The 12953-nt window shown below is 72.9% G+C and carries 13 protein-coding genes and 1 riboswitch; of the genes, 7 read left to right on the top strand and 6 right to left on the bottom strand.

Features of this window, described 5'->3' with window-relative positions:
• The 4 genes from hpnH to ACZ3ZE_RS09460 all read left to right on the top strand — a co-directional run bounded on the left by hpnH (nucleotide 1) and on the right by ACZ3ZE_RS09460 (nucleotide 3329).
• Nucleotides 1-1023 carry an adenosyl-hopene transferase HpnH gene (gene hpnH / locus ACZ3ZE_RS09475; protein ID WP_361178641.1) on the top strand — a complete coding sequence of 341 codons (1023 nt, stop codon included), beginning with the start codon at nucleotides 1-3 and terminating at the stop codon, nucleotides 1021-1023.
• A 7-nt stretch (nucleotides 1024-1030) separates the two neighbouring features.
• The gene (locus ACZ3ZE_RS09470; RefSeq protein WP_361178638.1) at nucleotides 1031-2416 is read left to right on the top strand and encodes an aspartate aminotransferase family protein; all 1386 of its coding nucleotides are present in this window, start codon (nucleotides 1031-1033) and stop codon (nucleotides 2414-2416) included.
• 87 nt (nucleotides 2417-2503) lie between these two features.
• Nucleotides 2504-3142 (top strand): helix-turn-helix domain-containing protein, encoded by a 639-nt coding sequence (locus tag ACZ3ZE_RS09465; RefSeq protein ID WP_361178636.1) that lies wholly within the window; start codon nucleotides 2504-2506, stop codon nucleotides 3140-3142.
• Between the two features lie 37 nt (nucleotides 3143-3179).
• Nucleotides 3180-3329 carry a DUF6126 family protein gene (locus tag ACZ3ZE_RS09460; protein ID WP_361178634.1) on the top strand — a complete coding sequence of 50 codons (150 nt, stop codon included), beginning with the start codon at nucleotides 3180-3182 and terminating at the stop codon, nucleotides 3327-3329.
• A 19-nt stretch (nucleotides 3330-3348) separates the two neighbouring features.
• Here the strand turns inward: ACZ3ZE_RS09460 and ACZ3ZE_RS09455 are convergent, their stop codons facing one another.
• Nucleotides 3349-4146, bottom strand: a complete 798-nt coding sequence (locus ACZ3ZE_RS09455) for a tyrosine-protein phosphatase (protein ID WP_467258225.1) — start codon at nucleotides 4144-4146, stop codon at nucleotides 3349-3351.
• Nucleotides 4147-4519: 373 nt separating this feature from the next.
• Nucleotides 4520-4675: riboswitch (cyclic di-AMP (ydaO/yuaA leader) on the top strand.
• 2 nt (nucleotides 4676-4677) lie between these two features.
• On the opposite strand from ACZ3ZE_RS09455, the gene ACZ3ZE_RS09450 reads away from it, so the two are divergent.
• A complete protein-coding gene (locus ACZ3ZE_RS09450) occupies nucleotides 4678-5652 on the top strand; it encodes a M23 family metallopeptidase (RefSeq protein ID WP_467258223.1) in 975 nt (324 codons plus the stop codon).
• A gap of 188 nt (nucleotides 5653-5840) precedes the next feature.
• Complete coding sequence (locus tag ACZ3ZE_RS09445) at nucleotides 5841-6635, top strand: SGNH/GDSL hydrolase family protein (RefSeq protein ID WP_361178628.1); 795 nt, start codon at nucleotides 5841-5843, stop codon at nucleotides 6633-6635.
• Here ACZ3ZE_RS09445 and ACZ3ZE_RS09440 read toward each other — a convergent pair.
• From ACZ3ZE_RS09440 to ACZ3ZE_RS09420, 5 genes are read right to left on the bottom strand one after another with little or no spacing between them, the layout of a single operon-like run.
• On the bottom strand, nucleotides 6632-7501 hold the full coding sequence (locus ACZ3ZE_RS09440) for an STM4011 family radical SAM protein (protein ID WP_363291675.1): 870 nt from the start codon (nucleotides 7499-7501) through the stop codon (nucleotides 6632-6634). The genes ACZ3ZE_RS09445 and ACZ3ZE_RS09440 overlap by 4 nt on opposite strands.
• An 11-nt stretch (nucleotides 7502-7512) precedes the next feature.
• Nucleotides 7513-8856 (bottom strand): STM4012 family radical SAM protein, encoded by a 1344-nt coding sequence (locus ACZ3ZE_RS09435; RefSeq protein ID WP_467258220.1) that lies wholly within the window; start codon nucleotides 8854-8856, stop codon nucleotides 7513-7515.
• A complete protein-coding gene (locus ACZ3ZE_RS09430; protein WP_361178656.1) occupies nucleotides 8853-9680 on the bottom strand; it encodes an STM4013/SEN3800 family hydrolase in 828 nt (275 codons plus the stop codon). The genes ACZ3ZE_RS09435 and ACZ3ZE_RS09430 overlap by 4 nt, the downstream gene beginning before the upstream one ends.
• Nucleotides 9681-9697: 17 nt before the next feature.
• Nucleotides 9698-10825, bottom strand: coding sequence for an STM4014 family protein (locus ACZ3ZE_RS09425; RefSeq protein WP_363291674.1), 1128 nt, complete (start codon nucleotides 10823-10825; stop codon nucleotides 9698-9700).
• On the bottom strand, nucleotides 10822-11781 hold the full coding sequence (locus ACZ3ZE_RS09420) for an STM4015 family protein (RefSeq protein WP_467258217.1): 960 nt from the start codon (nucleotides 11779-11781) through the stop codon (nucleotides 10822-10824). Before ACZ3ZE_RS09420 ends, ACZ3ZE_RS09425 begins: the two co-directional genes overlap by 4 nt.
• Nucleotides 11782-12046: 265 nt before the next feature.
• On the opposite strand from ACZ3ZE_RS09420, the gene ACZ3ZE_RS09415 reads away from it, so the two are divergent.
• Entirely contained in the window at nucleotides 12047-12838 is a 792-nt protein-coding gene (locus ACZ3ZE_RS09415; protein WP_467258214.1) for an SIMPL domain-containing protein, read from the top strand.
• Nucleotides 12839-12953 lie beyond the last annotated feature (115 nt).

The raw sequence follows: 12953 nt of genomic DNA, 5'->3' as shown, positions 1-12953 counted from the left end.
ATGGCCATGCCGCTCCGTCAGTCCATCAGGGTCGGGACCTACCTCTTCGAACAGAAGCTCCGCAAGCGGGAGAAGTTCCCGTTGATCGTCGAGCTGGAGCCGCTGTTCGCCTGCAACCTCAAGTGCGAGGGCTGCGGCAAGATCCAGCATCCGGCGGGCGTGCTCAAGCAGCGCATGCCGGTCGCCCAGGCGGTCGGCGCCGTCCTGGAGTCCGGGGCGCCGATGGTCTCCATCGCCGGCGGCGAGCCGCTGATGCACCCTCAGATCGACGAGATCGTGCGCCAGTTGGTAGCCAAGCGCAAGTACGTCTTCCTCTGCACCAACGCGATGCTGCTGCGCAAGAAGCTGGAGAACTTCACCCCGTCCCCGTACTTCGCCTTCGCCGTCCACATCGACGGACTGCGCGAGCGGCACGACGAATCCGTCGCCAAGGAGGGCGTGTTCGACGAGGCGGTGGCGGCGATCAAGGAGGCCAAGCGGCGCGGCTTCCGGGTCACCACCAATTCGACGTTCTTCAACACCGACACCCCCCAGACGATCATCGAGGTGCTGAACTACCTCAACGACGACCTCCAGGTCGACGAAATGATGATCTCGCCCGCGTACGCCTACGAGAAGGCACCCGACCAGGAGCACTTCCTGGGCGTCGAGCAGACCAGGGAACTCTTCAAGAAGGCCTTCGCAGGCGGAAACCGGCGCCGCTGGCGCCTCAACCACTCGCCGCTCTTCCTCGATTTCCTGGAAGGGAAGGCCGATTTCCCCTGCACCGCGTGGGCGATCCCGAACTACTCCCTCTTCGGGTGGCAGCGCCCCTGCTATCTGATGAGCGACGGCTACGTCCCCACGTACCGCGAACTCATCGAAGAGACCGACTGGGACCAGTACGGCCGCGGCAAGGACCCCCGCTGCGCCAACTGCATGGCGCACTGCGGCTACGAGCCCACCGCCGTCCTCGCCACCATGGGCTCGCTGAAGGAGTCCCTGCGCGCGGTACGGGAGACCGTCAACGGGAACCACGGGTGAGCCGGTCATGACGGGCGAGTTCGACCTGCGGGCGCTGCTCGCCGAGCGCGGGGGCGAGCGGTACGAGCTGCACGCGCGGCACCTCAACCACCAGCTCCCGCGCATGCTCCACACCATCGGATTCGACAAGGTGTACGAGCGGGCCGAGGGTGCCCACTTCTGGGACGCCGACGGGGCGGACTACCTGGACATGCTCGCCGGCTTCGGCGTCATGGGCCTGGGCCGGCACCACCCCGTCGTCCGCAAGGCGCTGCACGACGTCCTCGACGCCCAGCTCGCCGACCTCACCCGCTTCGACTGCCAGCCGCTGCCCGGCCTGCTCGCCGAGCGGCTGCTCGCCCACAGCCCCCACCTCGACCGGGTCTTCTTCGGCAACAGCGGCACCGAGGCCGTGGAGACCGCCCTCAAGTTCGCCCGCTGTGCCACGGGGCGGCCGAGGGTCCTCTACTGCTCCCACGCCTTCCACGGGCTGACCACCGGCTCGCTCTCCGTCAACGGAGAGGACGGCTTCCGGGACGGCTTCGGCCCGCTGCTGCCGGACACGGCGATCGGCCTCGGCGACCTCGACGCCCTGGAGCGGGAGCTGCGCAAGGGGGACGTGGCCGCGTTCGTCGTGGAGCCGATCCAGGGCAAGGGCGTCCTGGAGTCCCCACCGGGCTTCCTGCGCGCCGCCCAGGAGCTGCTGCACCGGCACGGCGCGCTGCTGATCGCCGACGAGGTGCAGACCGGCCTCGGCCGGACCGGCGACTTCTACGCGTACCAGCACGAGGAGGGCGTCGAGCCGGACCTGGTCTGCGTCGCCAAGGCGCTCTCCGGAGGCTATGTGCCGGTCGGTGCGACGCTCGGCAGGGACTGGATCTTCAAGAAGGTCTACTCGTCGATGGACCGGGTCCTGGTCCACTCGGCCAGCTTCGGGGCGAACGCGCAGGCGATGGCCGCCGGCCTCGCGGTGCTCTCGGTCATGGAGGCCGAGGGCACCGTCGCCCACGTCCGGCGGATCGGCGGCCTGCTGTCCTCCCGGCTGCGGGAGCTCGTGCCGCGCTACGAGCTGCTCAAGGAGATCCGGGGCCGTGGGCTGATGATCGGCATCGAGTTCGGGCGCCCGTCCTCCCTGGGGCTGCGCAGCCGCTGGACGATGCTGCAGGCGGCCCGCAAGGGACTCTTCGCGCAGATGGTCGTGGTGCCACTGCTCCAGCGGCACCGGATCCTCACCCAGGTGTCGGGCGACCATCTGGAAGTGATCAAGCTGATCCCGCCGCTGGTCGTCGACGAGGCGGACGTGGACCGCTTCGTGACCGCCTTCACGGCGGTCATGGACGACGCCCACGGCGGCGGCGGACTGATGTGGGACTTCGGCAAGACGCTGGTCAAGCAGGCGGTCGCGCAGCGCTGACCGCGTGCCGGGCAGGGCCGTTCTCCGGTCTTTTGCCTCTGGGGCAAGAAACTTGCCTCAGAGGCATGAACCTGGCGGAATGGACGCATGGACCACGTCCCCGGGGAAGCCTCCCCGGACCCTGCCGCCCCCAGCGCGCCCGACCTCCTGCCGGACGTCGCCCCGCAGCTGCGGGCCCTGCGCCGCCGCCGGGGGCTCACCCTGGAGGCCGCCGCCCAGCGGGCCGGACTCTCCCCGGCCCACCTGTCCCGCCTGGAGACGGGCAACCGGCAGCCCTCGCTGCCGATGCTGCTGGCCCTGTCCCGTATCTACGGTACGACGGTCTCCGAGCTCCTGGGCGAGACGCCCCCCGAGCACGACCCGGTCGTCCGCGCCGGGCGCTCCGAACCGGTCGAGGCCGACGGCTGGATCTACCGCCAGGCCGGCGGCGCCGGGCGCGCCCTGCAGTGCCTGCGCGTGCACGTGCCGTACGCCACCCGCGCCGACATCGTGCGGGTCCACCCCGGCGAGGAGTGGATCCACGTCCTGGAGGGCCGCGTGCGGCTCGCCCTCGGCGACGCGGTGCACGTCCTCGATCCCGGGGACAGCGCGCACTTCGACTCGCTCACCCCGCACCGGATCGGCGCCGCCACCCGCGCCGGGGCCGAGCTGCTCTTCGTCCACACCCTGATGCAGAGTCCCGTCGCCGAGCTGTGCCTCGGCGACGGAACCCCGCACCGGCGCTGACCACCCCCGAGTCTTCCCGACCGTGGAAAGGACCGACATGTCCCAGAACTCCGTACCGGACACCGGCGAAGAGCGCGGCAACGGCAAGTTCCCCAAGGGGCTGGTGCTCCGCCTCTTCGCCTACCTGATCGCCGGGCACCTCTTCGCCGGCTTCCTCTACCTGCTGTTCGCGATGGGCGGCAAGTGACCGGGAGGGGGTGTGGGCGCTACGCCCCGACGAGCAGCCGCTCGCGCAGCCGCTCCCGGGTCTCCGGGGCGAGCCGCAGCCCCTCCGCCAGGTAGGCCTCGACCGAGCCCCAGGTCTCCTCGATGGTCGCGAACGCGGCCCGCAGATACTCCACCCGCGCGTCGAAGAGCGGGCTCAGCAGCTCCATCACCTCGGGCGACATGGCGTCCTCGGCGGTGGAGCTGCGCTGCACCTTGTAGCGGCGGTGCGGCTCGTTCGACTTCACGTAGTCCGCCTCGATCGCCTCGCGCTCGACGCCGAGGGCGAGCAGCGTGATCGCGATGGACAGACCGGCGCGGTCCTTGCCGGCGGCACAGTGCATCAGGGCCGGGACGCTCTCCTCGGCCATCGCGTGCAGGACGCGGCTGTGCTCGGCCGTCCGCTCCACGATCATCTTCCGGTACGAGTCGGACATCCGGGCCGCGGCCTTGCCGTCGCCCAGGATCCCGCGCAGCTGCGTCAGGTCGCCCGAACGCACCAGCTTCCAGAACTCCTTGCCGTCGGCCGGGTCGTTGAGCGGTATGTTCACGTTCCGCACGCCGGGCAGCTCCACGTCCGCCCCCTCCATGCGCCGGTCGGCCTCGTTGCGGAAGTCGAAGACGGTGTGCAGGGCGAGGGTGGCGAGAAACGTCGCGTCCTCCGGCGTGGCGTGCGCCAGGTGACCGCTGCGGAAGAGGCGTCCGGCGCGCACGCTCCGTCCGTCCACCGTCGGCAGTCCGCCGAGGTCGCGGAAGTTGCGTACGCCGGTCAGCTCGGGCTCGGTCGTCGTCTGCGTCACGGATGCTCCTGGTCTCGAGATCGGTTCCTGAGGCAATCATCCAGGTGAGAGGCCCCGACCGCACCCCCTCGGGCTGGAATGAGCATTCTGTCCGAATTGAACCCTTAGGGGTAACGCGCCCTGATACCGGGGGAGATGGGATTCGGTGCGTGAGCAGCGTCATAGACGTGACGGACCGTGCCTGATCGTCTTTTCCAAATTCCCTTCCGGAAAGGGAAATCGAGGGACCGTCATCCACGGAGGGTGACCGCAATTCCGGCCGGAAATCGCACCTGAGTCACTGTCGGGAAATCGGTGGCTTGTTCACGCCCACCCGCCTCGTCTAGCGTCGCGCTCAATCCGGACGGACCGCCTAATCCTGCCGCCGCCCGGAATCCGCACACCACCCGTACAAGGCAGGAGCGGGGGACCCAGGTAGTACGCCGATCCCTCGAAGAAGGACGGCTCGGGGTGAAGTCGCGCGCAACGCGACCGGACATCTCCAGTCCGAACCCGACAGCTCACCTCGCAGGCGACGGAGAGGAAATCGCCATGCCCGCGAAGGGTAAGCACCGCCGTCCCAAGGTCAACCCGATCACCCGCGGGTTCGTCGCCGCCGGTACCGGTGGCGCCGTCGTCGTCCTGCCGCTCATCGGCGCGACCGGCGCGCACGCCGCCGAGCAGGCCGCCCCGACCGCGAAGGCCCCGCAGGCCGTCGCCGCCGCGGCCCCCGCCCAGGCCCCGGCCGCCGCGCCCGCCGCCGCCCCGAGGGCGTACACCGTCGTCCGCGGCGACTACCTGTCCAAGATCGCCGGCGAGCACCACCTGGCCGGCGGCTGGCAGAAGCTCTACCGCGACAACCGCCAGGTCGTCGGCGAGGACCCCTCGCTGATCCTCCCCGGCATGAAGCTCACCCTCGGCGCCAAGAGCACCGCCAAGGCCCACGCGCCGAAGGCGACCGCCCCCGAGCGCGGCGCGCAGAGCACCGGCGACGACACGCGCGCCTCCCGCGGCAGCGAGCGCTCCTCGGCCGCCGCCACCTCGACGGCTTCCTCCTCGTCCGCCTCGTCGGCCTCGTCCTCCTCTTCGTCGTCCTCCTCGGCCGGCCAGACCTCCTCCTCCGGCTGGGTCACCCCCATCGCCGGCGGCGCCGTCTCCACCCCGTACCGGGCCTCCGGCTCGATGTGGTCCTCCGGCTACCACACCGGTGTCGACTTCATCGCCTCCACCGGCACCACCGTCCGCGCGGTCGGACCCGGCACCGTCTACTCGGCCGGCTGGGGCGGCGCGTACGGCAACCAGGTCGTCATCCAGCACGCCGACGGCACCTTCTCGCAGTACGGGCACCTCTCCTCGCTCTCCGTCTCCGCCGGCCAGACGGTCAGCGGCGGCCAGCAGATCGGCCTGTCCGGCGCGACCGGCAACGTCACCGGACCGCACCTGCACTTCGAGATGCGCACCGGGCCGGAGTACGGCTCCGACATCGACCCGCTGGCCGTCCTGCGCCAGCACGGCGTCAGCATCTGACGCGTCTGAGACATCTGGGGCATCTGTCCCATAGAACTCACCGGTTCACCCCGGAGGCCCGGCACCCCTGTGCCGGGCCTCCGGCGTATTCCGGCTTGGTGGAATCTTTATCGGTGGCATATGTCACCTGTCGTCAACCCCTCCTTACGGTCGCGTAGGTCACATCCATAAGGGAAAGATGTGCTCCCGTGGCAGACGATTCGAGAACAAGAGACAAGAACGCATTCGGGTCGTACGCGGCGATCGGTGACAGCTTCACGGAGGGCGTCGGCGACCCCGGCCCCGACGGGACGTACGTCGGATGGGCGGACCGGTTCGCGGTCCTGCTCGCCGACCAGCTGCCGGAGAACGACGCCTTCCGCTACGCCAACCTGGCGGTGCGGGGGCGCCTTCTCGACCAGATCGTCGCGGAACAGGTCCCCCGGGCGAAGGAACTCGCCCCCGACCTGGTGACCTTCTGCGCCGGCGGCAACGACATCATCCGCCCCGGGACCGACCCCGACGACGTGGCCGAGCGCTTCGAGCGCGCGGTCGCCGACCTGACCTCCGCCGTGGGCACCGTCATGGTGACGACCGGCTTCGACACGCGCGACGTGCCCGTCCTGAAGCACCTGCGCGGGAAGATCGCCACCTACACCGCCCACGTCCGGGCCATCGCCGACCGCTACGACTGCCCGGTGCTCGACCTGTGGTCGCTGAAGTCGGTCCAGGACCGGCGCGCCTGGGACGACGACCGGCTCCACCTGTCGGCCGAGGGGCACACCCGGGTCGCGCTGCGCGCCGCCCAGGTCCTCGGCCTTCCGGTGCCGGCCGACCCGGACCAGGCCTGGCCGCCGCAGCCCCCGCGCGGCACCCTGGAGGTCCGCAAGGACGACATCCACTGGGCGAAGGAGTACCTGGTCCCGTGGATCGGGCGCCGGCTGCGCGGCGAGAGCTCCGGGGACCACGTCGAGGCCAAGCGCCCCGACCTCATGCCTCTCTAGGAGACGTCCGAGGGGGACACGGGGAGGCCGGCCGGTATCCGCTCCAGGACGCCGCCGGCGAACACGTCGTACAGCGGCAGCGTCTCCAGGTGGACGTAGCCGATGTGACAGTCGCAGACGGCGAGCGGACAGGGCCGCGGGCGCAGCGCGGCCCGGTACGAGCCGTCGTAGAGGTTGCCCAGCTCGGCCTTGACGAAGTGGCAGCGCCGCACCGTCCCGTCGCCGTCCACCGAGACGACGGACTCGCCGGTGCGGCACGGCAGCCCGGCCGAGCGGTGTGGATGCCGGCTGTACGGGAAGAGAGGGTCGAGGACCGTCCAGTCCTCGGCCTCCTCGTCGGTGTAGCTGTGGCCCTCGGCCGCGTTCACCCACAGATAGACGCCGGCCGGCAGCTCGGCGCGCAGCCGGCGCGCGGCGGCCAGGTGCTCCGGCAGGCCGACGATCCCCACGCTGAAGCGGATGCCGCGCCCCGCGAGCGCGTGGCACTTGCCGAGGAACCGCTCGTACGGCGTCTGGCCCGGGTGGTACGTGCACCACAGGGCCACCGTGTCCGGGTCGGCCTCGTCCAGCCACTCCGTACGGCAGCTCAGATTGGTCTGGATCGCCACCCGCTCCACGTGCGGCAGCCGGGACAGCTCGACCAGCGTGCGGCGGTACCAGGACCGCACCAGGCCCTCGCCCCACGGGGTGAACAGGACGCGCAGCCGGTCGTCCCGCCGCTCCGCCGCCCAGCCGGCGAAGCGCTCCAGGGCGGCCCGGTCGGCCGTCAGCGCCGCACGGCTGTCGCGGCGCTTGGCGAACGGGCAGTACGGGCAGTCGTAGTCGCAGGAGGCCAGCGGGCCCCGGTACAGCAGGGTCAGATCCATGCCGGGCCCCGCTACTTCGCCTCGTACGCGGCCATCGCCGCCCGCACCGCCGGGGAGAACAGCTCGGGGCCGAGCCCGTCCGAGTGCGCGAGGCCCTCCGGGGAGAGCCGGAGCAGCCCGTCGGGCGCGTCCCCGTCCAGCCAGCCCAGCTCCTCGAAGCGGGCCAGCTCGGCCGGGAAGTCCGCGAAGGGCGAGGCGCCGAAGCGGGCCGTGTAGTCGGCCGTCGGCATGCCCTCGGCCTGGAGCAGCGACTGCAGCAGATGGCGGCGGCGGGCCTCGTCCGGGTCGGTCGGGCGGCCCACCTCGGCCCGGGAGAAGTCCGCCGTCCCCGTGTACGTGTCGATGATCGAGCGGATCTCGCGCATCCCGACCGCGTAGTCGAAGGAGTAGTGCAGCCGCGAGGTGTAGGAGCGGGCGCCGCAGCCCAGGCCGATCATGCCGTCGGTCTGGCAGGCGTGGTCGTCGGGGCCGAGCGCGGGCGCGTCCGCGCGCCGGAACATGCGCATCGACACCTGCCGGTACCCCCGGGCGAGGAGATGGTCCCGGCCGTGCCGGTAGAGCCGCAGCCGCTGCTCGTCCCACTCCCGGTCGGCGTCCTGCCCGCCGGTCTGCCGGCCGAGGCCGGTGAGCGGGCGGACGTACAGCGGGTAGAGGTACAGCTCCTCGGGCCGCCACTGGAGCGCGGCGTCGAGCGACCGGCGCCAGGACGCCTCGGTCTGGCCGTCGATGCCGTAGATGAGGTCGATGTTGAGGACTGGGACGCCGGTGTCCCGGATGCGTCCGAGGGCGGCCTCGACGTCGGCGCGGCGCTGCGGGCGCACGGCGGCCCGGGCCTCCTCCTCGACGAAGCTCTGCACGCCGATGCTCAGCCGGGTCGCGCCCCGCTCGGCGAGGATCGCGAGCCGGTCGGCGGTCGCCGTGGCCGGGGAGGTCTCCACGGACAGCGGCACCGCCCGCAGGTCGGCGCCCATCCGCCGCTCGGCGATGTCGCAGAGCCGCTCCAGCTCGGCGGCGGACAGATAGGTGGGCGTGCCGCCGCCGAACGCGGCCGTGGCGAACCGCACCGGCGCCGCGTCCCCCAGCGCCTCGCGCACCGCCACGGCCTGCCGGTCCAGCGCGTCGAGGTAGCGGGTCGTCAGCTCGTCGGGGGCGCCGATCCGGGTGAAGAGGTTGCAGAAGCCGCAGCGGACCTCGCAGAAGGGTATGTGGGCGTAGAGGGAGAGCGCGTCCTTCGGCTCGTCCGCCCAGAGCACGTCGAGCGGGGGCCGCTCCGGGAGCGGGCGGTACGCGGTCTTGTGCGGGTAGGCGTAGACGTAGCTGCGGTACGGACGCGGCGTCTCGGTCGTGCGGGTCATGCGGCGTTCTCCATGCTGTCCGGGCCAGGCAGGACGAAGTGTGCATACGGCACATTCCATACGCTCTCATGGCCGAGCCGGTGCCCGGTGAAGCCGTCGTCCCCGTACGCGGTGCCGTGGTCCGAGCAGACGACGGCGAAGCAGTCCCGGCGGCTGCTCATGGCCGCGAACAGGCGCCCGATGTGCCGGTCGACGTACTCCAGGGCGGCGGCGTGGGTGGCCCGGGAGTCACCGGCCTCCCGGGTCGCGCCCGGCCGGTGGAACCAGTTGGGCTGGTGCAGGGCGGACACGTTCACGAAGAGGAAGAGGCGCCGGTCGCGGGGGAGGGCGGCGACGACCTCCTCGGCGCGCTCCACCTGGGACTCGAACGAGGTCGGCGAGGCGACCCCGAACGAGGGCTCCCAGTGGCTCTCCTGGAACAGGCCGGGCAGCACCGTGCCCAGCGGTGGCCGCTTGTTGAAGAAGCCGACCCCGCCCACGCACACGGTCCGGTACCCCTCGTGCGCCAGCGCCGACACCAGGTCGGGCGTCTCGTGGAAGACATACGTGCCGTCGGCGGTGGTCTCGCTGCCGGCGAAGGACGCGGCGAAGAGCCTCGGGTGCGGCCCGGGTGAGGCCGGGGTGGGCAGGAAACCGGCGAAGATCGCCTGGTGGGAGGCGTAGGTGAAGCTGCCGGGCGCGTGCCGGAGCTCCCAGGCGCCGCCGGGCAGGTGGCGGGCCAGGTTCGGGATGCGGCCCTCGGCGGCGAGCTCGGCGGCCACGTCGTACCGCAGGGTGTCCAGGGTGACGAGGAGCAGGTCGTGGCTGCCGACGATCCGGTTCATGTCCAGCGCGGGCGGGGTCACGGCGTGCTCGTTCCTGTCGGTCGGGGGGTGCGGAGGTAGGCGGCGAGCTGCGCCGCGTAGGTGTCCAGGCCCTCGGCCCCGCTCCCCGGCAGACCGGTGAGGCCGGGCAGCAGATCGCCGAAGGCGTTGACCTCGCCCACCGCGAAGCGGCGCCAGCCGGTGGCGGGCAGCAGGTCGACGCCCACGCAGCGGGTGCCGGGGAAGGCCGCGGCGGCCCGCTCGCACACGTCCAGGGCGTCGGCGAACCGCCCGCCCGCGGCGCCGATCGCGGCCCGCGCCGCGTCCAAATCGCCCCGGGCGCCGCCCAGATGCAGATTGGTCATCGGGGAGCGGCTGGTGCGCACGACGGCGTGGGTGGCCCGGCCGTCGACGCACACCACCCGCAGGTCGGCCGAGCGTCCGCCGAGCGAGGCCTTGGGCAGCCAGCGCTCGACGTGCAGACCGTCCGGGGCGAGCGCGTCCACGAGGGCCGCGACCTCGCGCTCGGTCGTGTAGCGGCGCACCCGCAGCGAGTTGTGCAGCCGCCCGTCCGCGTGCAGCTCGACCGAGGTGGTGGCCTGCGTCCGGCCCGAGGCGGACGTCTCCAGGGCGAGCACCCCGGAGGCGGAGGAGCCGTGCGCCGGTTTCACGAAGACCCGGCGCATCCCCCGAACGGCCGTCAGCGCGCGCACGTCGTCCCAGCCCCGTACGGGCGGGGCGGCCGGGCCCGAGGTCGGCGCGTGCGGGACGGGCACCCCGGCCGCGAGGAGCCGGCCGTGCCCGAGCCGCTTGTCGAAGAGGACGGCCAGCTCGTCCGGGTCGCCGAGCAGGACGGCGCCGGCCGTCCGCGCTTCGGCGGCGAGCCCGTGCACCGCCGCCGTGAAGCGCGCGTACCAGCGGCCGGTGCCCTCGACGCGGGTCGGCTCCGGCACGTCCCGCAGCAGCCGGTCGACCTCCGGCTCCTCGCCGGGGGAGTCGAGCCGCACCAGCTCCCCGGGGTGGAAGCGGGCCCCGCCCCGCAGCACGTCGAGCCACGGCACGACCCGCGGCCGGGGCAGCCCGGCGGCGAGCGCCGCGTCCTGGAAGAGCCGCACACGGCGGCCCTCCGGGTTGCCGACGACGGCGAGGGGCGGGGCGCCGCTCACTCGGCGACCGCCACGTACCGGTAGCGGGTGCCGTCGCCGTCGTCCTCCGGCGTCTGGGCGTCGTCGAGGTCGACCGTCACCCCGTGGGGGGCGAGGGCGGCGGTCACCCGCTCGGCGGTCTGTGCCGACAGGTAGTGGTGGGCGAGCCCGAGCCGGCGCAGGTGGGTCAGCGACTGCCCCGCGAGCAGCGCCTCGGCGCCCTCGTCGGTGAGCACGCCCATGGACAGGTCGAGCTCCTCCAGCCGGGCGACGACCGGCGCCGCGGCCACGGCGGCGGCGACCTCGTCCTGGATGTGGCTGTTGCGCAGCCCGAGCCGCCGCAGCGCGGGCAGCCGGTCCCCGGCCAGCAGCGGCGCCAGGTCGTCGGGCGTCGCGTCCGCCCCGTACTCCTCGGTGCCGAGCCACAGCTCCAGCCGCTCCAGGGCGGGCAGCTCACTGGCCGCGACGCCCCGCACGACCTCGGCGCCCAGACCGCCGGTCTCCAGCACCAGGGTGCGCAGCGCGGTGTGCCGCAGGGGCGGGAACGCGAGCCCGCTGCCGCCGCGCACCCCGAGCTCCCGCAGCGCCGGGTAGGCGGCGAGCAGCGGGCCGACGTCGGACTGGACGATCCACGAGATCTCGCAGTCCTCGCCGGTCATGTCGCCGAGGAACACCGCCTCCAGGCCGGTGAGCCGGTCGTTCGCGCCGATGAGCGCCGTCACGATTTCGGCGGAAGAGGTGTCGTACGCCTCCTCCCAGCCGCCGACCACGACGGCCCGCACCCGCGCGGTCTCCACCGTCGCCAGGAAGCGCGCGAACAGCGGCTCCCACTCCTCGTCCCCCGGGTCCGCGTACGTCGGCGCGGAGAGCCGCCACGCCACCGAGGCGGGGTCGGGCAGCTCGACCGCGGCACCCGGCGCCGGGAACTCGAACACGGGCAGACCGTGGAACTCCTGCAGGTGAACCCCGATGGTCATGAGCGCTCCCGTACTCCGGACACCGAACGGCGTTGATCGGCGTTGGTCGACTGATGGCAGAAGTTCTACCAAGGGGCACTGACAGGCGAGGGGGCGGGATGCCATCCCCCTCTCGGGCCGCCCGCCGCCCGCCCTCGCCCGCCGACGTCCGGGGCAGGGGTCCGGAGAGGTGAAGACACGGGCGCCCAAGGAGTGGCGCTGCGCCGGTGGGGGGCGGCGGCTGGTGGGATGTGCGCGCCGACAACCATCCCCGAAGGGACCGCCCATGACGCCCCGTCGCCCCGGAAACAAGACCGCCCGCACCCCCGTCCGCACCGTGCGCGCGCTCGCCGTCGGTGCCGCCCTCGGCGGAGTGCTGCTCGGCGCCGCGGCCCCCGCCGTCGCCGCCGCACCCGGGGGGACGGCCCGTCACACCGCCGTACGGACCGCCGCGCCCACCACCGTCTCGGTCACCGGCAGCGGCCGGGCGTCCGCCGCCCCCGACGTCGCCGTGGTCTCGGTCGGCGTCGAGGCGACCCGCAAGACCGCCAAGGAGGCGATGGCCGCCCAGAGCGCGGCGGCCAAGGCGCTCCTCGACGCCCTGAAGCAGCAGGGCATCGCCGACCGGGACATCCGCACCGAGAGCCTGTCCCTCTCGCCGGTCTACACCCAGACCGCCGGGGGCGAGAGCAAGGTGACGGGCTATCAGGCCGGGCAGGGCTTCTCCGTGAAGGTCCGTGACATCGACAAGGCCGGGCAGGTCGTCGGCGCGGTCAGCGACGCCACCGGGGACGCGGGCCGCGTCAACGGCGTCACCTTCGACGTCTCCGACCCGACCGCGCTGCGCGTCAAGGCCCGCGAGGCCGCCTTCCGCGACGCCCACGACAAGGCCGCCCAGCACGCCGAGCTCAGCGGCCACCGCCTCGGCCGGCTGGTGTCACTCACCGAGGGCGACAGCGTCCGCCCGAGCCCCGGCGCACTCCCGAGCGCCCCCGCCGACGGCGGCGACAGCGTCCCGCTCGCCCCCGGCGAGATCGAGGAGCACGTGACGGTCTCGGCGGTCTACGAGCTGATCTGAGGCCGGGAGGGCGGGGCGGGGCTCGCCTGCGGGCCGGTCGCGGGGACCGTCGCGGAGCGCGCGGCGCGGTCCCGGGCCGGCCCCTCCGCCTCTTCCGCCTGCTCCGTCTCCTCCG

It is taken from the genome of Streptomyces sp. NPDC023157 (assembly GCF_055560575.1).
The sequence above is the reverse complement of the archived record's forward strand: the minus strand, read 5'-3'. Positions and strand labels throughout refer to the sequence as shown.